We start from the raw sequence: 21,490 nt of genomic DNA on the forward strand, positions 1-21,490 counted from the left end.
TCCTTATACGGAGTCAGGCTTGGCGGTCGGCAGTTCGATGCCAGGGAAAATCTTGATCACCGCCGAATCGTCCTCACGCCCGAAACCGGCGCTGGAGGCCTGCATGAACATCTGGTGCGCGGTGGCCGACAGCGGCAGCGGAAACTTGCTGGCCCGTGCGGTATCCAGCACCAGGCCCAGGTCCTTGACGAAAATATCCACGGCGGACAATGGCGTGTAATCGGCCTTGAGAATGTGCGGTACGCGGTTCTCGAACATCCAGGAATTGCCGGCGCTGTGGGTGATCACCTCGTACAAGGCATCGGCGTCGACCCCTTCGCGCAGCCCCAGCGCCATCGCTTCGGCGGAGGCGGCAATGTGCACGCCCGCCAGCAACTGATTGATGATCTTGACCTTGGAGCCCAGGCCATGCACGTCCCCCAGTCGATAGACCTTGCCGGCCATGCCCGCGAGCACCGCATCCGCCTTGGCATAGGCTTCGGACGGGCCGGAAGTCATCATGGTCATTTCGCCGGCCGCGGCCTTGGCGGCGCCGCCGGAGATCGGCGCGTCCAGGTACAACAACCCGGCTTCTGCCAGGCGCTGGCCCAGCTCCACCGCATAGGTCGGCGCCACCGTGGCACAGCCAATCACCAGGCTTCCCGGGCGCAATGCGGCGGCCGCCGAGTGCTCACCAAACAGGACGGTCTCGGTCTGTTCGGCATTCACCACCACGGTGATGATCACATCGCATTCACCCGCCATCTGTGCCGGTGAGCTGCAGGCTACGCCGCCTTCGCTGGCGAACTGTTGTGTGACGGCTTCACGCACGTCACAGGCATGCACATTGAAACCGTTGCGCAGCAACGAGCGGGCAATGCCCAGGCCCATCGCGCCAAGTCCAATAACGCCTACGTTCTTATTATTCATGGGGGTTCCTGTTTTGTGGTCAGGGGGTGATACGTGTTGGGCTGATAATCCACCAGTGATCAGATTATGTGAAGTAATTTTTTCAAATAACATATTTTAACATTGGCGGTGTGAGCGTCGCGCAGGCTCGGGTGGCACCCGGCAAAGCGCACTAAATTGACGTCAAATAAAAAGGCTGCCGGGCTGTGTTTAGTTCCGTACCGGACAGCCGATAGCGCCTTTAGAGTCCATTGCTCTGAAGGGGTACGTCATGTTCAATAAAACGTTGAAAACAGAACTGGCGGCCAGGACGGCCGATGTTGCAGGGTACAAAGGATTGGTGGCTGCGCTTGAGCGCTCGATGGCCGTGGTCGAGTTCGACTTGAACGGCAAGGTGCTTCGCGCCAACGATAACTTCTTGCAGGCGTTGGGATACCGCCCGGATGAATTGAGTGCAAAGTCACATCGGGACTTTTGCTTGCCTGCATTGACGAACAGCGCGGCGTACGGTGAATTCTGGGCCGCACTTCGGGCCGGAAAATTCGTTTCCGGCACCTTTCAGAGGGTCAATAAAGACGGGCAGACTGTCTGGCTGGAGGCCAGTTACAACCCGGTACTGGACGAACGTGGCCAGGTGCTGAAGATCGTCAAGTACGCGCTTGTCGTCACCGACAAAGTGGCACAGGAGGCCGCCACCCGCAGCAAGCTCGTAGCGCTGGACCGGGCCATGGCGGTGATCGAGTTCGATCTGAGCGGCAATGTACTGGTCGCCAACGAAAACTTTCTGAATGTCATGGGTTATGGGCTGGCGGAACTCAAGGGTAAGCATCACCGCCTGTTTTGCGAACCCGGGCTGGTTAACAGCAATGAGTACACCGACTTCTGGCGTCGCCTGAATGCGGGCGAGTTTTTCAGCGGGCAATTTAAACGCCTGGGCAAGCACGGCCGCGTCGTGTGGCTGGAGGCAAGCTATAACCCGGTGTATGACGCCGACGGCAAGTTGACCAAGATCGTCAAGTTCGCCAGTGACATCACCGAGCGGGTCGAGAAATTCGAGGCCGACTCCCGCGGCGCTTCCCGGGCTTACCATATTTCTGCCGAGACCGAGAAGTTTGCCGAGCAGGGCACCCAGGTCATTCAAGAGACCGCCAGTGAGATGCGCCGCATTGCCGAAAACATCGGGGCGTCTGCGCGACTGGTGGGGCAACTGGGCGATCGCTCCGAGCAGATCACCGCGATCGTCAATACCATTCGCGGGATTGCCGACCAGACCAACCTGCTGGCGCTCAATGCCGCCATCGAGGCCGCCCGGGCAGGGGATCAAGGGCGAGGGTTTGCCGTGGTCGCCGACGAGGTGAGGCAACTGGCGGGGCGCACCAGCCGCTCCACGGCGGAAATCGCCGAGATGATCAGCAAGATTCTCGCCGAGACACGGGACGCGGTCGTCAGCATGAATGCCACCCAGGAAGGTGCGCAGCGCGGCGTTACGCTGGCCGATCAAGCCGGTTCGGTGATTTTGCAGATTCGCAACGGCACCAGCGACGCGGTCGAGGCTGTGAGCATGTTCGCTTCCAAGCTCGATGAATCCGAAGTAATTCCAAAGACCGCGATCAGTTGGGTGGGGTAGAGGTTCAAGCTACGCCTGGGTCTTGACGTCGAACAGGGAATAGAAAAAGCGCCACACTCATTGAGTGGCGCTTTTTTTTGCCGGTGTTGTGTGCGGTTCAGGCATTACCCTCAGCGAAATGCCTAGAACTTGAAGCGCCCCACCAGGCCCTTGAGCTGACCGGAAATATCCGTCAACCGTCCGGACCCGGTTTGTGCCGAATGCGCGAAGCCTTCCACCAACTGGGCATCGGCATGAATCTGCGCGATGTGCCGGTTGATCTCTTCGGCCACCTGGTGCTGCTCCTCGGCGGCGGTGGCGATCTGGGTGTTCTGGTCGCGAATCGAGTCGACCGAGCCGCGGATCTTGTCGAAGCTGTCGCGAGCCTGCTGGATGCGTTCCACGCTGGTGTGGGACACCAGCAGGCTGCCCTGCATCTGTTGGGTGACTTCCTGAGTGCGGCGGGCGAGGTTGCCCAGCAGGCTGTCGATTTCGCCGGTGGAGTCGGCGGTGCGTCGGGCCAGCGCACGCACCTCGTCGGCGACCACAGCGAACCCGCGGCCCTGGTCACCGGCACGTGCGGCTTCGATGGCGGCGTTAAGCGCCAGCAGGTTGGTCTGTTCGGCAATCGAGCGGATAGTGTCGAGGATGGTGTTGATGTTTTTGCTGTCCTGCTCCAGTTGCTGCATCGTCTGGGTGGAGCGCTGCAGGTCTTCGCTAAGCTTGAGCACGCTGCCAGTGGCTTCGCCGATATGCTGCTGGCCGTCGTGCACATCGCGGTAGCCTTCGTCGGCACTCGATGCGGCGGCGCTGCAGGAGCGGGCGACTTCGTTGGCGGTAGCCACCATTTCGTTGAAGGCGGTGCTGACCAGCTCCACGGCTTCACGTTGGCGGCCTGCCGCCTGGTTCATGTTGTGGGCGACGTCGCGGGTGTCGGCGGCGGCGGCTTGCAGGTCGGAAGAGGCATTGCCGATGCGCTGCACCAACTGGGCGATCATGCTCAGGAATTGGTTGAACCAGCCCGCCAGGCTGGCGGTTTCGTCCTTGCCCTGCACCTTGAGCTGGCGGGTGAGGTCACCTTCACCTTCGGCAATCTCTTGCAGGCCGTCGGCCACCCCGCGAATCGGGCGCACGATCACGCTGGCAAAGCTGGCGCCGACGATCGCGAACACCACGGCCAGTGCGGCGGCGATGGCGGCGATCAGCCAAGTCAGGCGAGTGGCACCGGCCATCACTTCGTCGCGCTTGATCAGGCCGATAAAACGCCAGCCCAGGTCTTTGGAACTGACCACGTTGGCCATGTAGGTCACACCCTCGATGTCGACCTGGGTCACGCCGTCGCCGCGCTTGGCCAGCTCGGCATAATTAGCGCCCAGGTCGGCCATCGGTTTGAAGTTGTGCTTGGCGTCGCTGGGGTCTACCAGCACGTTGCCGTTGGCTTCCACCAGCATCAGGTAGCCGCTGTCGCCGAGCTTGATGTTGCGCACCAGTTCGGTGAGCTGCTTGAGCGACACGTCCAGGCCAACGACGCCGAGGATCTTGCCCGTGTCGTCGGCGACGGTGTGCACGGTGCCGATCAGCGACACATCGTCTGGCGCCCAATAGTACGCGCCGGTACGCACGGTTTTGCCTGGCGCAGCGATGGCCGCCTGGTACCAGGGGCGCACGCGCGGGTCGTAGTTGTTCAGTTTGGTGTCGTCAGGCCAACTGGCGTAACCGCCGTCGCTCAGTCCCAGGGACAGGTAGGCGGTGCTGGGATGGCTTTTGGCGAACTGGTCGAAAATCCCCAGAAGGTCCTTGTTGGTCGCCGTCAGCGGGATTTGCGCAGCGTCGGCGCCGGCATAACTCTTGAGGTCCTTGGCCGCGACAACGCGCGGGTCCTTGGCCACGTATTCGACGTTTTGGCTGATGCCGTCGAAAAACTGCTTCATGCCGTTGTCGATCTGACGGATCTCGCGGCCGCTGCTGTCGAGGAAATTGGCCATGGCCCCCTCGCGCACATTCAGCACCACCAGAATGGCCACCAGGATGACCGGCAGGCACGCGATGGCCGCAAAGGCCCAGGTCAGCTTCTGCTTGATATTCATGACTTCACCTGCGGGTATTTATAGTTTTGGCAAGGAGAAAACAGTTGCGTCGAACGTCGCATGTGTTGTTTTGAAGGCGGGTGTGGCCATGCGTACCCTCTGTGTATCGACTGCGGGGGCGCTCACTTGAGGGCGAAGGCACGGTTTACCGGTGGGGGCTGGTGGTCTCATTCCTCGAACACAGCGCCATCAAACGCCGCTGCTAAACGTGATGTATAAGTTTCTCAAACGTCATCAACCATCTTTTTCCGGCGTGATACGCTAGCCTCACTTTTGAATTGGCACTGGTCGTTCCCGCGTATACGGCGACAGTGAGGAGTGAACATGTCGAAAATTTCCCACCATGATCTGCGGCGCTCGTTTCGCGAGCTGCTGGCCTCCCAGCACTGCTTTCACACCGCCTCGGTGTTCGACCCGATGTCTGCCAGGATCGCTGCAGACCTGGGCTTCGAAGTCGGCATCCTGGGTGGCTCGGTGGCGTCGCTGCAGGTTCTGGCAGCGCCCGACTTCGCGCTGATTACCCTGAGTGAGTTCGTCGAGCAGGCCACCCGCATCGGCCGGGTGGCGCAGCTTCCGGTGATCGCCGACGCCGACCACGGCTACGGCAATGCCCTCAACGTGATGCGCACCGTCCAGGAACTGGAGCGTGCGGGCGTTTCAGCGCTGACCATTGAAGATACCTTGCTGCCCGCGCAGTTCGGGCGCAAATCCACCGACCTCATCAGCACGGAAGAGGGCGTGGGCAAGGTCAAGGCAGCCCTGGAAGCGCGGGTCGATCCGCAGCTTTCGATCATCGCGCGGACCAACGCCGCCGTGCTGCCAGTGGAAGACGTCATCCATCGCACCAAGGCGTATCAAGAAGCCGGCGCAGACGGCATCTGCATGGTGGGCATCCGTGACTTCGACCACCTTGAGCAGATCGCCGAAGGCCTGACGGTTCCGCTGATGCTGGTGACCTACGCCAACCCGAACCTCAATGACAACGAACGCCTGGCCAAGCTGGGTGTGCGGATTGTGGTGGCCGGCCACGGCGCGTACTTCGCCTCCATCAAGGCCACCTACGACAGCCTCCGCGAGCAGCGCAACCTCACCCGCAGCACCTCAAACCTGACCGCCAGCGAACTGACCCATACCTACACCTTCCCCGACACCTACGTGAGCTGGGCCAAAGAGTTCATGGATGTTCAAGAGTAGAGCCTTCTAGGCGTCAGGCGTTACGCGACAGAAACTGAAAAAGGACCTCTGAAAAGAGGTCCTTTTTTTTCGTCTGCACAAACGTGTTTCTTCGTGGGTTGCCACCGCCGACAACGTCCGAACCGCAGCGCTTAAGCTAATGCAAAAAAGGTATTTATTCCTGCTTTTTAAGATCGTTTAGCTTTATGCCCACGGAAGGTGTTGCGCTTCAAGCGCAGCGCTTTTTTTTGCGTTTGGCTACCTGGAGCTACTGTGACAATCATTCAATCCCCGTTGGCGACTGCCTGGGTCGAGCCTTCCCGATACCCTGAAGGGACCGGAGACGATCACGCGAACGACGGTGATGTGGTGCTTGAGCTGCGAAACATCACCAAGGCTTATGCGCGAAAAGACGCGTCTGCGCTGCCAGCCGTCAGCAATATCAACTTGAAGGTACGCCGCGGAGAAGTCCTCTGCCTGATGGGCACCTCCGGCAGCGGCAAGTCGACGTTGCTGCGGCACATCAACCGCTTGATCGAGCCCACCAGTGGCGAGGTCTTGATTGAAGGCGAGGCCATCAGCGAGCTGAGCAGCAAGGCTTTGCGTGCATTGCGCTCGCGCCGTATCGGCATGGTGTTTCAACATTTCGGCCTGTTACCCCACCGCACGGTTCTGGACAACGTCGCGTTGCCATTGGAGTTGCGCGGGGAACCCGAGCCGGCTCGTCATACGGCCGCCATTACGCAGTTAAAGGCCGTCGGGCTGGACGGTTGGGGAGAACATTATCCCCATGAGCTTTCCGGAGGCATGCAGCAACGCGTCGGGTTGGCCAGGGCGCTGGTGACGCAGCCCGATATCCTGCTGATGGACGAGCCATTCAGCGCACTCGACCCCACCATCCGCCGCGATTTGCAGCGTCATTTCCTGGCCTTGGCACGTGAGCGCGGGATCAGCACCTTGCTGGTCACCCACGACCCGGCGGAAGCCATCCTGCTGGCCGATCGTATTGCCGTGCTACGCAAAGGCCAATTGGTGCAATTGGGCACTCCGGCACAGTTGCTTGAACGTCCTGCCGATGCAGAAGTCGCCGATTTTTTTCGCGACTGCACGCCCACACCTTCCCCGGTACAACGCGTTGCCAGCGTCCGCCTCCAGGCTCCCGATGCCGAGCCTCGTGAGCAACACGTCAACCCCGGTCTGCGCGGCTGGCAAGCGCTTCTGCTGGGGCCGGCAGCGCTGGCTGCCCGTGGCAAGGGCGGCTTGTTCTGGCTGGCATTCGCCACCGAACTTGCCGCATTGACCTTCCTGGTCAAAGGCATTATCAGCGGCGCGTGGCTCGCGGTCCTGGCCGGCATGGCGGTGCTCGGCGCCAGTCGTTTCCTGGCTGTTTCCCTCAGCCGGCAGCCGGTGCGCCGCAACGTATCGAGTTGGGGGCTGCCGTTGTTGGTACTGCTTGCGAGTGAGGCGCTGGTGGTCTGGCGAGTCATCACGCCGGACACCCGTAGCGCGTTGCTCCAGTTTCCGGCAAACCGGCAAGCCTTGCTGTTTGCAGCAGACAGTATCGACCAGTTCATCGGTTGGTCTCAGGTGACCTTCGAAGGCGCATTTGTCGGGGTGATTGTCGCCGTCCGTACCGTCATCGAGGGCATCGAAAACCTGCTGGGATGGCTGCCATGGTCAGTTTCGGCATTGGCGCTGGTGTTGTTGGCCTGGCGTTCAGCCGGCCTGGCGCTGGCGCTGACCAGTAGCGCCGCGTTGCTGTACATCGGCCTGTTCGGTTTCTGGGAGAGAACCATCGCCACGCTGGCACTGGTGGGCTCGTCGGTACTGATCGCGCTGATCATCGGCGTGCCCACCGGCATTCTCCTGGCGAAGCGACCGCTGTTTCGCCGCGTAGTAACGCCGTTGCTCGATGTGATGCAGACGCTACCCACCTTTGTGTACCTGATTCCCGCCGTGGCGTTCTTCTCCGTGGGCAAGACACCGGCGGTGATCGCGACGGTGATTTTTGCCTTGGCGCCGATGATTCGCCTGACATCGCTGGGCATCCAGGAAGTCCCCAAGGATGCCGTCGAGGCCGCTGTCGCCCATGGTGCCAGCCCTTGGCAAACCCTGATCAAGGTCCAGTTGCCGCTCGCTCGCCGTTCCTTATTGCTGGGCATTAACCAAACCATCGTCATGAGCCTGTCGATGGTCGTGGTCGCTGCGCTGATCGGCGCCGGAGGCCTGGGTTATGACGTGATGACGGCACTGCGCAACATCAAGGGTGGCGAAGGCATGCTGGCCGGTGTTGCGATTGTGCTGTGCGCGCTTATCCCGGATCGAATCATTCAATCGAGCTTGCGCAAGCAAGATCACCTGCACAACCCATAGTGAGATTTATCGTGAACACACCCTTATCGCGCCGCTTGGGAGCCGCCGCATTGTTGGCTTCCCTGATTCTCTCCCCGACGGTTTTCGCCAAGGACAAGATTGTCATTGGCGAGCAAAACTGGACGGGCGCAATCGCCATTCAGCACATTCTTGGAGAAGTCATCGAAAGCCGCCTGAACGGTGATGTGTCGTACCTGGCCGGGGACGTGGCGGTGCTGTTCAGTGCCGCTGCCAAAGGCGACGGCGCGGTGGATGTGCTGACCGACATCTGGTTGCCCAACCAGTCGGCAGCATGGGCCCGATACGTGACAGGCGGCACCCGTCCACTGGTGCCGAACGACCATCCTTATGCCGGCGAGCAGGGGTTTTACATCCCGGGGTATATCCAGGACAAGTACGGTGTGAAATCGGTCTACGACCTGAAAAAACCGGAAGTGGCCAAGCTCTTCGAGCCGCTGGGCGGTGGCGAGGCACAGCTACTGGTCGGCCCGGCGGGCTGGGAGTCGACGTATATCGGCCAGATCAAGGCCAAGGATTATGGGTTCGCCGATAAATTCGAGGCGGTGTCCACCGAGGCTTCTGTGACTTACGCCAAGCTGGCGGCAGCGTACAAGGCCCAACGCGGCGTGGTGTTTTACGCCTACACCCCGGACTGGATCTTCTCGGCCTTTGACCTGCGTCGCCTGGAAGAACCGGCGTTCGACGGTTATGCCCAGGACAACAAAAAGGATGACCCGCTGTACAAGGCCGATGGTTGCTGGAAATTTATCAGCCCGACGGTCGACCCGGATTGGCTGAACAAGAGCCAGATCACCTGCGCCTTCCCGGACGCCAAGGTCTACGTACTGGCGTCGACGGCCTTGCAGAAGCGTGCGCCAAAAATCGCTGAATTCCTGCGTAATTTCTCGATTGAACCGGCGCAGTTGAATACCCTGATCCTGAAGATCGAAAAAGAGAAACTGCCGGCAGATGCAGCGGCCAAGGCGTGGGTCCAGGCGAACACGGCCACGGTTGATCAATGGTTGGCCCCGTCGGCGCAAAAAGTGAGTACAAACCCATGAGCCAGATTGCTTTGCGCCTGCTCGATGGCGGGATGGGCCGGGAGTTGAAACGCATCGGGGCGCCGTTTCGCCAGCCTGAATGGTCGGCACTGGCGTTGATCGAGGCGCCGGACTTTGTGCTCCAGGCTCACGGAGCATTCATTGCTGCCGGTGCCCGGATCATCACCACCAACAGCTATGCAGTGGTGCCGTTTCATATCGGCGATGTACGTTTTGCCGAGCAGGGTCGTCTGCTGGCAGAGCGGGCAGGGCGCCTGGCGTGTCAGGCTGCCGCCGGGAGTGCCGAGCCAGTCGCCGTGGCCGGCTCCTTGCCTCCGGCCCTGGGTTCCTATCGGCCGGATCTGTTTGATCACCAGCGCTCGGTCGCGATCCATCGCGAGCTGATCGCCGGGCTGCAAGCTCATGTGGATGTATGGCTGGCGGAGACGCAAAGCTCGACTGCTGAAGTTCGAGCAGTCGTTGAGGCGTTGGGCACGCAATCCAAGCCACTTTGGGTGTCGTTCACGCTACTTGATGAAGTGGATGGCCCGGCGCGGCTGCGCTCCACCGAGCCGGTGGGCGACGCTGTACGTGTGGCGGCACAATTGGGCGCGCAGGCGGTGCTCTTCAATTGCAGCCAGCCGGAAGTCATGGCAGCGGCACTCACCGAGGCCCGGGTTGTGATTCAAAGCCTTGGCCAAAGCATTGAGCTGGGGGTTTACGCCAACGCGTTTCCTCCCGTCAACACAGAGGCCAAGGCGAACAGCACGTTGCTGGAAATTCGTAGTGACCTGGGCCCCGAGTCTTACCTGGATTGGTCCAGAACCTGGGTCGAGGCGGGTGCGACCATTGTAGGCGGCTGCTGCGGCATTGGACCTGAGCACATCGCGCAGTTGCACCTGCACCTGATACCGTAAAGGGAGGTGGCCGGAAAATGAGTGGCCTTGATATCGAGGTGGTGCAAGTTGACTTCCATGACGGATAACGCCAAACACCCCAAGCGGGCATTCAGACTGATGAATCTGGATGCGCAAAAAACCGGAACGCAGGAGGCGGCGCTGCCGTTGGTGATCAACCCGGACGATTATCTGGAAACCGAGTTCGGTAGGGAGTTCACGCCCGAACGAAATCGGCAGGCATGGCAGCTTGCGTATGCACGCTTCAGGCACGAGCTGTCACAAGCGACAGCGGGCGCTCATGTGTACGTGGTCATGGGCGTGCAGGGCGCTGGCAAGTCTCGCTGGGTGACGGAAAACCTTGATCGATTGGGTCGCGGGGCGATCGTCTTCGATGCTGCCCTGCCGGCGCGGCGTCATCGGGAGGAACTGCTGTCCATCGCGAGGGAATATGCTGTCCCGGTGGCCGGCATTCTGGTGAGCGCTCCGCTGGAGCTGGCATTGGCGCGAAATTCGAGTCGTAGCGCTGACAAAAGGGTGCCTGAAGACGCGCTGAAAAGCGTGTTCAGCATGCTTGAGCCGCCCAGTGAAGACGAAGGATTTGTGTGGGTACAGACCGTTGAACAACAGGCGTTCGACACTCGTTAAAGGTACGTGCATTGCGCCCGTAGCAGCGATAGCTGAACCAGGTCCTGATGAGTCCCGTTCCAGTAACCCGCCTGCCTCAGCGTTCCTTCACGCACGAAGCCGGCTTTTTCAAGCAGGTTCAGTGAGCGGGCATTGTCGGGATGAACCAGCGCCTCGATCCTGTTGAGTTCCATGTGCTGGAACGCCCATCGAACGGCGGCGTAAACCGCCTCCTTCATCAGCCCTCGTCCTTGTGCCGATTGCGCCATCTCAAAGCTGATCGCACAGCTTCGCCACCCACGATTCCATTTAAAGAATCCACAGGTGCCAATCAGCTCTGCCGTGGCTGTGTCCTCAATCCCCCAGCGAATCCCTGGGTTGGGCGACGTACGCCAACTGGCAAATACCTCAATCAATTGCTCCGCTTGGTGAGGCTCGGTCAGCGGATCGGTGCCGAACCACTTCATTGCCTCTGCGTCGCCATGAATCGCAAACAACGCCGCCGCGTCCTGCTGTGTCAGCTCCCTGAGGGTCAGGCGTTCGGTTTTGACGATGGGAAAGTCGGACACAGAGGGCGTCACCTTTTAGAAAAACGATTCTCTAAGGTGTGTCTTGCACGGCAAAAAATCAATCAAGTGGGCCCATAATCGCTCCCACGCACCGTGTGGGGAGTGAAAGCAGAGCTGCTTTTATGTGGGAGCGGGCTTGCTCGCGAAAAACCTGAGAGCGCCGCGTTCATCCAGAATGCCAACGTCATCGTTAACGACCTTCGCGAGCAAGCCCGCTCCCACATTTGGACCGTGCCCGCTTTAGCTTTTGATTTACAACACTCAAGCCGGCCGGTAGGCCGCTGTGCTCTTGATCTGCTTTTGATCTTAGGCGCCCCAATAGCCGCCGTTACCGAAAAACGGATAGGCACACATCACCCCACCCAGCCCCTCCACATTGCACCCACGCCCCAGAGCCGATAGTCTTGCCAACCATTACCAAAACCCCAATGCCCCCGGGCCCATTGGGTAAAAGGAGAGGTTTGTGAACATCGGACAGTTCGCCTTTCAACGCCAGGTTGAAACCCTATACGTCGACCACAACAGCTGGCTGCGCACCGTACTGCGGCGCAAGCTGGGCAACGCATTCGACGCCGCCGACCTGGCCCACGACGTATACCTGCAACTCATGCGCAAAGGCCAACTCCCGCCCACCGGCGAGTCTCGCCGCCACCTGACCCAAATCGCCAACGGCCTGGTCATCGACCTCTACCGCCGTCGCCAGATCGAATCCGCCTACTTACAAGCCCTGAGCCTCTTGCCCGAACCCTGCGCGCCCGATGAAGAAACCCGCGCCCTGGCCATCGAGGCCTTGATCGAAATCGACGCCGCCCTGCACAGCCTGCCACCCAAGGCACGCCAGGCCTTGTTGCTGTGCAAACTCGACGGCCTGAGCTACCGCGAGATCGCCGCCGAGCTGCAAGTCTCCGTCTCATCGGTGGAAAAATACATCGCCGCCGGCCTGCTGGCTTGCTATCAAACCCTGCACGGCTGACCCATCGGCGATGTCGACCGAACAGCCAATCGCCCCCGATATCATCGAGCGCGCCACCGCCTGGATGGCCCGCCTGTGGGCCGATGACGCCAGCGCCGAAGACCACGCCAACTGCCAGCGTTGGCGCGCCGAACACCCCCATCACGAGCTGGCCTGGACACGCTTGCTGGGCTTCGAGCAAAAACTCAACAGCGTCCCCGCCGCAGTAGCCAAGCACAGCCTGGCCGAACCCGAAGCCCCCGATTCCCTCAATCGCCGCAGCACCCTGCGCCTGCTCGGCCTGTTGGTCGCAGCCGGCGGCCTCACCTACGGCGTGCGCCGCACCGACGCCTGGCAACTGGCGAGTGCCGGCCGTAGCACCCGCACTGGCGAAATTCGCGAAGTCGTATTGCCCGAGGGCACCCGCCTGGTGTTGGGCTCCGCCTCGGCGATTGACGTGCAATTCGACGACCACCAACGCCTGGTGCTGCTGCGGGCCGGTGAGGTCTTCATCACCACTGCGCCTTCGTCCCGGCCGTTTCGGGTGCAGAGTCACCAGGGCCTGTTTCAGGCGCTGGGCACGCGCTTCAGCCTGCGACAGTACGACGACAGTTGCCAGTTGGCAGTACTTGAGGGCGCCGTGCAGGTGCAGCCTGCGCAGGGCGCAGTCGCGCGAGTGGATGCGGGGCAGGGTGCCACGGTTTCCAGGGACAAGGTGCAACCGACTGCTGCAGTGACAGACCGCAGCATCGCCTGGGTCAAGGGGCTGTTGATGGCCGATGGCACCCGGCTGGACGAGCTGATCACCGAACTGGCGCGCTACCGCCCCGGTGTACTGCGCTGTGCGCCGGAGGTGGCGATGCTGCGGGTCAGCGGCGTGTTGCACCTGGAAAACACCGACCTGGCCCTGGACAATCTGGCCGCCGCGTTGCCGATACAAGTGGTGAAGCGCACCCGCTATTGGGTGACGGTGAGTGCCCCTGCCTGATAAAACCTTGAGATTTGATTGAGGGTTTTGGCTGCTCGTTCGGAAGATAAGGTAAGGGCGAGCAAAGGCTCATTCAGTCAGGGAGACTTCATGAGTAACAAGGATGTGGCTGCGGCCAAACCCAGGGGGCGGGGCGCGGTCTCGCAAGTGTTGCGGCCGGTGCGCGGGCGACTGATCGCTGCGGCACTGCTGGCCGGTGCGGGCAGTATGCTGACGTTGGTGCCGCTGGGGGGCATCGTGCATATCGCCAGGATCGCCCTCGGCGGGCCGTCGATGGCCCAGGCATCGGGCGAGCTGTGGTTGACCATCAGTGTCAGCCTGGCGAGCCTGTTCGTGGGCCTGCTGTTGATGACGGTTGCAGAGACGGTCGCGCACCTGGCCGACAACCACCTCACTCGTCACCTGCGCCTGGCAATCGCTCAGCGACTGAGCCAGGTGCCGCTGGGCTGGTTCACCGAGCGGGCATCGGGCGAGGTCAAGCAGGCGATGCAAGACGATATTGGCACCCTGCACAGCCTGACTGCGCACTTCTATACCAGCGTAGGGCGTTGCGCCGGGGCCGTGCTGCTGTCGGCGGTCTACCTGTTCACGGTCGACTGGCGCATGGCGCTGGTATCGCTGTTGCCGTTTCCGGGGTTTTTCCTGTTCTTCAATCATGCGATGAACGCCAGCGGCAGCGAGATGCAGTCCTTTGTCGAGCGCATGACCCGGGTCAATAACGCGGTGGTCGAGTTCGTCAACGGCATTCCGGTGGTCAAGGCTTTCGGTGCCATCGGCAAGGCCCACGCCGGTTACCGCAAGGCGGTGGATGATTTCAGCGAGGCCTTCGTTGAATTCACCCGGCCACTGGTGGGGACGATGGCCAACGCAAACGCAATGATCGCCCCGGTGACGGTGCTCGCGGTGGTACTGACGTTCGGCTTGGCGTTTGTCAGCCTGGGCTGGATCAGCGCCGTGGAGGTACTGCCGTTCGCCATTGTTGCGCCGGGTATTTGCGCGCCGCTGATGCTGCTGAGTTACATCACTCACGACCTGAACAACGCCGTTGGCGCCGCCGAGCGTGTACAGGCACTGCTGGCGACACCGGTACTGGCGCAGGCGGAGCCGGGTTCCGAACGCTTGCCCAAGGACGCCGAGGTGCGCGTGGAAAACCTCGGGTACGCCTACGACCCACAGAACCCGGTACTGTCGAACATCAGCTTCACCCTCAAGCCTGGTACCGTCACCGCCATTGTGGGCGCCTCGGGTTCGGGGAAATCGACCCTGGCGCGCCTGCTGCTGCGCTTTTTCGACCCGACCGAGGGGCGTATCACCCTGGGCGGCGTCGACCTGCGGCAGGTCGAGACTTCGCAGCTATACAGCCTGATCGGGTTTGTGCTGCAAGAGGTACGCCTGGTCCACGCCAGCGTTGCCGAAAACATCGCCCTCGGCCGGCCCAGCGCCAGCCGCAAGGAAATCGAGGCGGCCGCACGGGCCGCGAATATCCATGAGTGCATCATCGGCTTGCCACGGGGCTACGCCTCGGTGATCGGCGAGGATGCGCAGTTGTCCGGTGGCGAGCAGCAGCGCATCAGCATCGCCCGCGCGGTATTGCTGGCGCCGCCGGTGCTGGTGCTGGACGAGCCCACGGCCGCCGCCGATGCCGGGAACGAGGTGGCGATCCAGGACGCGCTGTCGCGCTTTGCCCAGGGGCGCACGCTGTTGGTGATCGCCCATCGCCTCGACACCGTGATGCACGCCGACCACATCATCGTGCTGGAAAACGGCCGCATCGTTGAACAGGGCAACCATCCTCGACTGATCGCACAGGAAGGCCGCTACGCGCGCCTGTGGGCGTCGGGCGGCTACAAACAGACCCGCGAACAGGCGCTGCCGACATGCTGAAAACCTTTATCGAACTGTTGGGCGACGACGCGCCGGTGTTGCATCGCTATGTGAGAAAGGTGGTGTTCTACGGCGCGCTGTGCGGGCTGACCATTGCTGCGCTGGTGCCGGTGCTGATCGATATGCTCAACGGTGATCTTGCCGAAGCGGCGCTGTGGCTGGCGGTGTTCCTGGCAGCGGTGGCGACGTGTTGGGCTACGCGACGGGAAGTTGAAAAGGCCGGCGTCGCGGTGGGCGTGGCGGTGCTGCAAGGCGGTCGTCAGCGGATCGGCGACCACGTGGCCGGGCTGCCTGTCGGCTGGTTTACCCCGGATAACACCGCGCGGCTCAACCAGGTGGTGACCCAAGGCATGATGGCCGTGGCCCAGCTCCCGGCCCATGTGTTTACCCCGGTGCTCAGCGGCGTGGTGACGCCGTTGGTGCTGGTGCTGGCGCTGTTCGTGCTGCACTGGAAAATGGGCCTGATCGCCTTGTTGGCGTTGCCGATTCTCGGGGCCGCATTCTGGCTCAGCGCACGGATTGGCCGGCGTGCTGACCGGGCGTTCCAACGCAGCTCGGCTGACACCAGCCAGCGCATGCTGGAGTTCGCCCAGTCGCAGTCGGTGTTGCGTGCGTTCAGTGGCGGCGGTAGCTCGGTGTTCCTGCAACGGGCGATTGAGCAGCAACACGCGACAGGGGCGCGCCTGATCCTGTTGTCCGCAACCTCGGTGCTGCTGAATACGTGGCTGGTGCAGGTGGCGTTCGCCGCCTTGTTGATCGCCGCCGCATTGTGGCTCGACGCGTACCTGGGTAATCCCTTACACGTAGGCTCGGTGATCGCGGTGATGGTGTCGCTGTTGCTGGTCAGCCGCTTCATTGACCCGCTGCTGGAGGTGGCCGGTTATGGCGAGACGTTGCGCGGCGCCGGGATGCAACTTGAGGCGGTGCGCGAGATCCTGGCCGCATCGCCGCTGAAGGCGCCGAGCGCGCCGCAACCCCCACGGGATGCTTCAGTGGAATTGTTCGATGTGAGTTTTCGTCACCCAGGTGGTCCTCGAGACGTGCTGCGTGGCGTGAACCTGCGAATTGAACCCGGCAGTATGACCGCGCTGGTGGGCGCTTCCGGCTCGGGCAAGACCACGCTGCTGAGACTGGTTGCGCGGTTTTTCGAGGTCAGCCAAGGCCAGGTGTGTATCGGTGGCGTGGATGTGCGACAGATGTCTGGCGAGCAGCTTAACGCGCAGATCAGCCAGATTTTCCAGGACACGTACCTGTTCCAGGGCAGCGTCGCTGACAACATTCGCTTGGGCAAGCCTGACGCCAGCGATGCGCAAGTGCTGGAGGCCGCGCGGCAGGCCGGTGTGCAGTCGATTATCGAGCGTCTGCCCATGGGGCTGTCGACCAGCGTCGGCGAGGGCGGTGCACGCCTGTCCGGCGGCGAGCGCCAGCGTATCGCGATCGCCCGTGCGTTGATCAAGGGCGCGCCGATCCTGCTGGTGGATGAAGCCACTGCTGCACTGGATGCCGAGAACCAGGCGGTCATCGCCGAAACCCTGGCACGCTTGCGCGGCAAGTGCACGTTGATCGTGATCGCACATCAGTTGTCGACGGTGGTGATGGCCGACCAGATCGTGGTGCTTGATGGGGGCCGGATCGTAGAGCACGGCACGCCTGAACAACTGACGGCTCGGCAGGGGCGTTATGCCCGGTTCCTGGCGCAACGGCGGGCGTCGAAGGGGTGGCGTATCGCCTAGTGGACCCGCCAGGAAGGCGGGTCCGAAGGGAGGGTCAGAGCTTCGGCAGTTGCCCGATGCGGCCCATCATTTCAGTGACGATCTGCAGGTCCAGCAGGAACTGGTCGACGGTCTTGAACTCGTTGTCGGTATGGCCGGTGTACTTGACCTCTGGCCGCGCCAGGCCGAACTGCACGCCATTCGGTAACTCATGCACCGAGGTGGCGCCGGCCGAAGTCCCGTACTTGTGCTCCATGCCCAGGTTCTCGCTGGCCACGGCCAACAGCGCCTTGACCCACTCGCCTTCAGGGTTGCGGTACATCGGCTCGGCGATCGAGTAGTCGAAGCTCACGGCCACGTGGTTCTGTTTGGTCCAGGCTGCCAGCTTGTCGGCGATTTCAGCCTTGAGCGCTTCCGGCGACTTGCCCTTCGGCACCCGGAGGTTGACCGCCAGCTTGAAGGTACCGTCATCCTCACCGACATAGGTCAGCGACGTGGTCAGCGGCCCCATGAACGCATCGGAGAAGCCCACACCCAGTTTGCCGCCCAGGTAATCCAGGCCCCAGTTGGTGGCGGCATAACGCGCGGCATCGGTGAACTGGTTGTGCTTGAGCGCCACCTTGCCGTCGAGGCCGTTGAGGAAGTCGAGCATGCGGGCCACCGGGTTCACACCGGATTCTGGCTCGGAGGAGTGAGCGGACACGCCAGTGACGGTCAGCTTGACGTCCTTGCCGTCGACCTTGGCTGCCACTTCGAAGTCGCCGCCATTGCGTTTGGCGTATTCGCTACCGGCCTTTTGCAGGCTGGCGGCCAGTTCGGCGGGCTTGTCGCTCAACAGTGTCACCACCGACGCCGACGGAATTTGGTTGGTGGCCTTGCCGCCGGTCATCGAGATGATTTCTGCGCCTTTGCCTTCAGCCTTGCGCTTAGGGAACTTGGCCATGACCGTGCCGTAGCCTTTCTCGGCGATCACCACCGGGTAGCCGCCATCCAGCGCCAGGTTGTAGTTGGGCGTTGGGTTGTGTTCGAAGTAGTACGGGATCGCGTCGCCGGAGGTTTCCTCGGTGGTGTCCACCAGCAGCTTGAAATTGCGTGCCAGCGGCAGCTTCTCTTCCTTGATCACCTTCATTGCGTACATCGCCACCACGATGCCGTTCTTGTCATCCTCGGTGCCGCGGCCATACATGCGGTCGCCGATCAGTGTGACCTTGAACGGATCGAGTTTGGTACCGTCCTTGAGCACCCAGTTTTCCGGGGTTACCGGTACCACGTCGGCGTGAGCATGAATGCCGACGACTTCATCGCCGCTACCTTCCAGGGAGATCTCATAGACGCGATTGTCGATGTTGCGGAAGTTCAGGTTGAACGACTCGGCCAGGCTCTTGATCTTGGCGGCGATCTTGATGAACTCGGGGTTGTCGTGCTGGGCCACGCCGGTCACCTGGAACGTCGGGATCTCCACCAGTTCGCGCAGGGTTTCAGTGGCGGCAGCGCCGTACTTCACCCGCGCATACAGGCCGAGCAGGCGATGGATTTCGTTCTGCTGGTCGGCGGTCAGGTCCTTGTTGTCGAGGAACGCGCTGATAGCCGGGCCGAGGTTGTCGCTCTTGGCCACGTCGCTCTTGGCCAGGCTACCGAGAAACTGCCTGAAATCCTTGACCGAAGCGTCGCTGAAGGTCTTCAGAATGATCACATTCTGTTGCGGGGTGAGGTTGGCTTGAGCTTGGGTGGCGAACACCGAAAGGCTGGCGGCCATCAGGGTGGCTACGGCCAGTTGCTTGAGGGAAAAATCCATTGCTGAGGGCATTCCTTTGCAGGGAGTGAGTGAGAAATGTCTGATCAGAAGGTCAGAAACAATTTCACACACTACCACCGGGAGGCTGGGGGAGGGGAGTGCTTGGGTAGGAAATTTCCCATAGAAATGCGCGATGACCCACAGAACAGAAAGCTCCGGTATGGTTCTGCGGTTAGGGTGTTATGTGTGCAAAGGAGTGGTGTTGATGATGCTTTCAGACCGTTACCGCGGCAGCCTGCTTGGGCTGGCCTGTGGTGATGCAATAGGGACCACGGTTGAGTTCATGCGCCGTGGGTCGTTTGCCCCGGTCACCGATATGGTGGGTGGTGGGCCGTTCCAGCTTTTGCCTGGCCAGTGGACGGATGACACATCCATGGCGCTGTGTCTGGCCGAAAGCCTGCTGCGCAAGAATGGTTTTGACGCTAGCGATCAGATGGGGCGTTATTTGAACTGGTGGAAGTGGGGCTACCTTAGTTCTACGGGGGAGTGTTTCGATATCGGGAGCACCGTTCGTGATGCATTGGCGGCGTATCAGCACACTGGTAATCCATTCTCAGGCTCCACCGACCCGTACTCGGCGGGTAACGGGTCAATGATGCGCCTGGCCCCGGTGGTGCTGTTCTGTTTCCCTGATGCCGAGCGTTTGCGGGAGTTTACCGTCGACAGTTCCCGCACCACTCATGGCGCGTTGGAGGCGATTGAATGTTGCCTGGTGCTGGCGGAGTGTATTTCCAATGCGCTGCGTGGGGATTCGAAAGCGCAGGTACTAAAGGTGGACTATCTGGACTTGAGCGGACCCAAAGTTGTGGACATTGCTGGTGGGCACTACCTCGATAAGGCGTGCAGCGACATCGTTGGTTCTGGTTACGCGGTGGCTTCGCTTGAGGCGGCGCTATGGTGTTTTCATCACACCGACAGCTTTGCCGAGGCCGTGCTGGCCGCCGCAAACCTGGGGGATGACGCCGACACTACTGCGGCGATCGTGGGCCAGTTGGCTGGTGCGTATTACGGCGTGCAGGGCATTCCGATCGAGTGGTTGGGCAAGGTGTGGCAGCGTGAAGAGATTCAGGAGACTGCCGACGCGTTGTTTCAGGCGGCACAAGGCCAGGCTGCGGCACTCTAGGTATCCGTCAGCCCTTCAACTCCGCCAACTGTTTCCACTCAATCGAAAATCGCGCCAGGTATTTGCGTAGTCGATCGGCATCGTTCGGCTGCGCCTTGGCTTGTCGGGAGACGCCGAACAAGCGTCGTCCGGCATCGGAAATGCTGTCGCACTGGAGGCACGTCTCGATCACGGCGTTAAGTTGCAGTTGGTCGAACAGGTCCAGTTCGGTATCGACGCCCAGGCGTGACAGCCAATCGTTCTGCGGCGACTCCAGGCCCCAGGCGTAACGCAGTCGGTCGATTTCTTCCTGGGTCTGGCTTTCGTCGATGCGCCCGCTGTCCGCCAGGGTAGCCATGCGTGTGATGGAGGCGGACAGTTCGCGAAAGTTACCCAGCCAGGCCGCTTCGCTGGAGCAGGCAAAGGCGAGGTAGCGCCGCCGGGCTTCGAGGTTGAAGCGCACCACTTGGCCTTGTTCGCGGGCGTGGCGTTCCAGTTCGAAGTCGATGTTCGGTTCGATGTCTTCACGGCGCCCTGCCAGGCCCGGCAGGTCGAATGTCCAAAGGTTGATCCGGGCGTACAAGTCTTCGCGGAACAGCCCTTCCGCGACGCGGCCGCGCAGGTCGCGGTGGGTGCCGGCGATGATCAGGAAGTCGCTGGTGACTTCCTGGTCGCCACCGAGAGGGAAGAAGCGCTTCTCTTCGACCGCCTTGAGCAGCATCGCCTGTTCGTCGAGTCCCAGTTCGCCGATCTCATCCAGGAACAACATGCCGCCGTCTGCTGCGCGCAGTAAGCCGTCGCGGGCGTTCTGGGCGCCGGTGAAGGCGCCTTTGATATGGCCAAACAGCGCCGACATCGCTCCATCGCCGCGTAAGGTGGCGCAGTTCACTTCAACAAAACGTCCCTGCACCTGATGCCGGCTGCGCTTGAGTTCGTAGATGCGCCGCGCGAGGAATGACTTGCCGGCACCGGTGGGGCCGATCAGCAGCATCGGTGCCTTGGAGCGCACGGCCACGCGTTCGATCTGTTCGATGGAGCGGTTGAAGGCCGGGTTGCGTGTGGCGATTCCGGATTTGAGGAAGGCCAGGCTTTCCAGGCGTTTGTGGGCGAAGCGTGATGCGATGCGGTCGTAGCGCGACAGGTCGAGGTCGATCAGTGCATGAGTGCCGGTGGCGCGTTCCTCTTCGTTGCGGCGGCGAGCCGGAGACGTCTGGATCAAGCGGGCTGGCAGATAGCGCGCTTCTGTCAGCAGGAACCAGCAGATTTGCGCAACGTGGGTGCCGGTCGTGATATGGACCAGGTAATCCTCGTGGTCGGTATCGAAGCGGTAGCCGGTGGTGAAGTCGTGCAGAGCGCCGTATACCTCCTCGAAATCCCAAGGGTTCTTCAGGTGCATGGGGTGCAGCCGCACCTCGGTTTCCGGCGATACCTGCTGGATGTCGTCGCGTACCCGCTGAGCCAGGCTGATGTCTCGTGCGTCGACACCGTGAATCAGCTCCAGGCGATCAATCAATACTTCCTGCTGCTGGCAAAGGCCGACGCTGGGCCGCCAATGGTTCCAGCGATTGCCGCCTTTGCCGACCCGGTCCAGGGTTGAACCGATAAAACCAATGGCGACCGTGCGCTTTTGAATCATGGCGATACCAAAATATAGATGGCGATATGTAAGGATAAGTAATTTCTGAAGGGAATGTCATCGCAGTCGAGTCGATTAGTTATTTAAATTAAAAATATTCATATAAAACAAATAGATAAAAATATTTAACGACGGAAATTAAAACCTGGCATGGCAGCTGCA

14 protein-coding genes and 4 pseudogenes are annotated in these 21,490 nt (G+C 61.3%); 12 read left to right on the forward strand and 6 right to left on the reverse strand.

The window, feature by feature from the left end:
- Positions 1 to 3 precede the first annotated feature (3 nt).
- The gene (ltnD, locus tag ACA046_RS12615) at positions 4 to 1,002 is read right to left on the reverse strand and encodes an L-threonate dehydrogenase (protein ID WP_083676702.1); all 999 of its coding nucleotides are present in this window, start codon (positions 1,000 to 1,002) and stop codon (positions 4 to 6) included.
- A 157-nt stretch (positions 1,003 to 1,159) separates the two neighbouring features.
- Here ltnD and ACA046_RS12620 point away from each other — a divergent pair.
- Positions 1,160 to 1,924: pseudogene (locus ACA046_RS12620) on the forward strand (PAS domain-containing protein); the annotation flags it as partial.
- 117 nt (positions 1,925 to 2,041) lie between these two features.
- Positions 2,042 to 2,515, forward strand: a pseudogene (locus ACA046_RS12625) (methyl-accepting chemotaxis protein); the annotation flags it as partial.
- A gap of 122 nt (positions 2,516 to 2,637) precedes the next feature.
- On the opposite strand, the pseudogene ACA046_RS12630 reads toward ACA046_RS12625, so the two are convergent.
- Together ACA046_RS12630 and ACA046_RS12635 are read right to left on the reverse strand one after the other, a co-directional pair.
- A pseudogene (locus tag ACA046_RS12630) lies at positions 2,638 to 3,180 on the reverse strand (methyl-accepting chemotaxis protein); the annotation flags it as partial.
- 321 nt (positions 3,181 to 3,501) lie between these two features.
- Positions 3,502 to 4,581, reverse strand: a pseudogene (locus ACA046_RS12635) (HAMP domain-containing protein); the annotation flags it as partial.
- Between the two features lie 324 nt (positions 4,582 to 4,905).
- Between ACA046_RS12635 and ACA046_RS12640 the strand changes: the two are divergent.
- From ACA046_RS12640 to ACA046_RS12660, 5 genes are all read left to right on the forward strand, one after another.
- Positions 4,906 to 5,775, forward strand: a complete 870-nt coding sequence (locus tag ACA046_RS12640) for an isocitrate lyase/PEP mutase family protein (protein ID WP_497676667.1) — start codon at positions 4,906 to 4,908, stop codon at positions 5,773 to 5,775.
- A 345-nt stretch (positions 5,776 to 6,120) separates the two neighbouring features.
- Positions 6,121 to 8,127, forward strand: coding sequence for an ATP-binding cassette domain-containing protein (locus tag ACA046_RS12645; RefSeq protein WP_497677073.1), 2,007 nt, complete (start codon positions 6,121 to 6,123; stop codon positions 8,125 to 8,127).
- An 11-nt stretch (positions 8,128 to 8,138) separates the two neighbouring features.
- The gene (locus ACA046_RS12650; protein ID WP_497676668.1) at positions 8,139 to 9,188 is read left to right on the forward strand and encodes an ABC transporter substrate-binding protein; all 1,050 of its coding nucleotides are present in this window, start codon (positions 8,139 to 8,141) and stop codon (positions 9,186 to 9,188) included.
- Positions 9,185 to 10,084, forward strand: a complete 900-nt coding sequence (locus ACA046_RS12655) for a homocysteine S-methyltransferase family protein (RefSeq protein ID WP_497676669.1) — start codon at positions 9,185 to 9,187, stop codon at positions 10,082 to 10,084. Before ACA046_RS12650 ends, ACA046_RS12655 begins: the two co-directional genes overlap by 4 nt.
- Before the next feature lie 57 nt (positions 10,085 to 10,141).
- Positions 10,142 to 10,711 (forward strand): P-loop nucleotide/nucleoside kinase family protein, encoded by a 570-nt coding sequence (locus ACA046_RS12660; RefSeq protein WP_497676670.1) that lies wholly within the window; start codon positions 10,142 to 10,144, stop codon positions 10,709 to 10,711.
- Here the strand turns inward: ACA046_RS12660 and ACA046_RS12665 are convergent.
- Complete coding sequence (locus ACA046_RS12665; RefSeq protein WP_497676671.1) at positions 10,708 to 11,259, reverse strand: GNAT family N-acetyltransferase; 552 nt, start codon at positions 11,257 to 11,259, stop codon at positions 10,708 to 10,710. The genes ACA046_RS12660 and ACA046_RS12665 overlap by 4 nt on opposite strands.
- Positions 11,260 to 11,722: 463 nt before the next feature.
- Between ACA046_RS12665 and ACA046_RS12670 the strand changes: the two genes are divergently transcribed.
- The 4 genes from ACA046_RS12670 (at position 11,723) to ACA046_RS12685 (ending at position 16,816) form a co-directional block, all read left to right on the forward strand.
- The gene (locus ACA046_RS12670; protein WP_497676672.1) at positions 11,723 to 12,232 is read left to right on the forward strand and encodes a sigma-70 family RNA polymerase sigma factor; all 510 of its coding nucleotides are present in this window, start codon (positions 11,723 to 11,725) and stop codon (positions 12,230 to 12,232) included.
- Positions 12,233 to 12,242: 10 nt separating this feature from the next.
- Complete coding sequence (locus tag ACA046_RS12675; RefSeq protein ID WP_497676673.1) at positions 12,243 to 13,199, forward strand: FecR domain-containing protein; 957 nt, start codon at positions 12,243 to 12,245, stop codon at positions 13,197 to 13,199.
- A 90-nt stretch (positions 13,200 to 13,289) separates the two neighbouring features.
- Entirely contained in the window at positions 13,290 to 15,083 is a 1,794-nt protein-coding gene (locus ACA046_RS12680; RefSeq protein ID WP_497676674.1) for an ABC transporter ATP-binding protein, read from the forward strand.
- Positions 15,077 to 16,816: an ABC transporter ATP-binding protein gene (locus ACA046_RS12685; RefSeq protein ID WP_497676675.1), complete on the forward strand. Its 1,740-nt coding sequence runs from the start codon at positions 15,077 to 15,079 to the stop codon at positions 16,814 to 16,816. Before ACA046_RS12680 ends, ACA046_RS12685 begins: the two co-directional genes overlap by 7 nt.
- A 34-nt stretch (positions 16,817 to 16,850) precedes the next feature.
- Here ACA046_RS12685 and ACA046_RS12690 read toward each other — a convergent pair whose 3' ends face one another.
- On the reverse strand, positions 16,851 to 18,590 hold the full coding sequence (locus ACA046_RS12690) for a dipeptidase (RefSeq protein ID WP_459028150.1): 1,740 nt from the start codon (positions 18,588 to 18,590) through the stop codon (positions 16,851 to 16,853).
- 205 nt (positions 18,591 to 18,795) lie between these two features.
- Between ACA046_RS12690 and ACA046_RS12695 the strand changes: the two genes are divergently transcribed.
- Positions 18,796 to 19,713, forward strand: a complete 918-nt coding sequence (locus tag ACA046_RS12695; RefSeq protein WP_497676676.1) for an ADP-ribosylglycohydrolase family protein — start codon at positions 18,796 to 18,798, stop codon at positions 19,711 to 19,713.
- Between the two features lie 7 nt (positions 19,714 to 19,720).
- Here ACA046_RS12695 and rtcR read toward each other — a convergent pair whose 3' ends face one another.
- On the reverse strand, positions 19,721 to 21,328 hold the full coding sequence (gene rtcR, locus ACA046_RS12700; protein ID WP_497676677.1) for an RNA repair transcriptional activator RtcR: 1,608 nt from the start codon (positions 21,326 to 21,328) through the stop codon (positions 19,721 to 19,723).
- Between the last annotated feature and the right edge of the window lie 162 nt (positions 21,329 to 21,490).

It is taken from the genome of Pseudomonas sp. LBUM1641 (assembly GCF_059716235.1).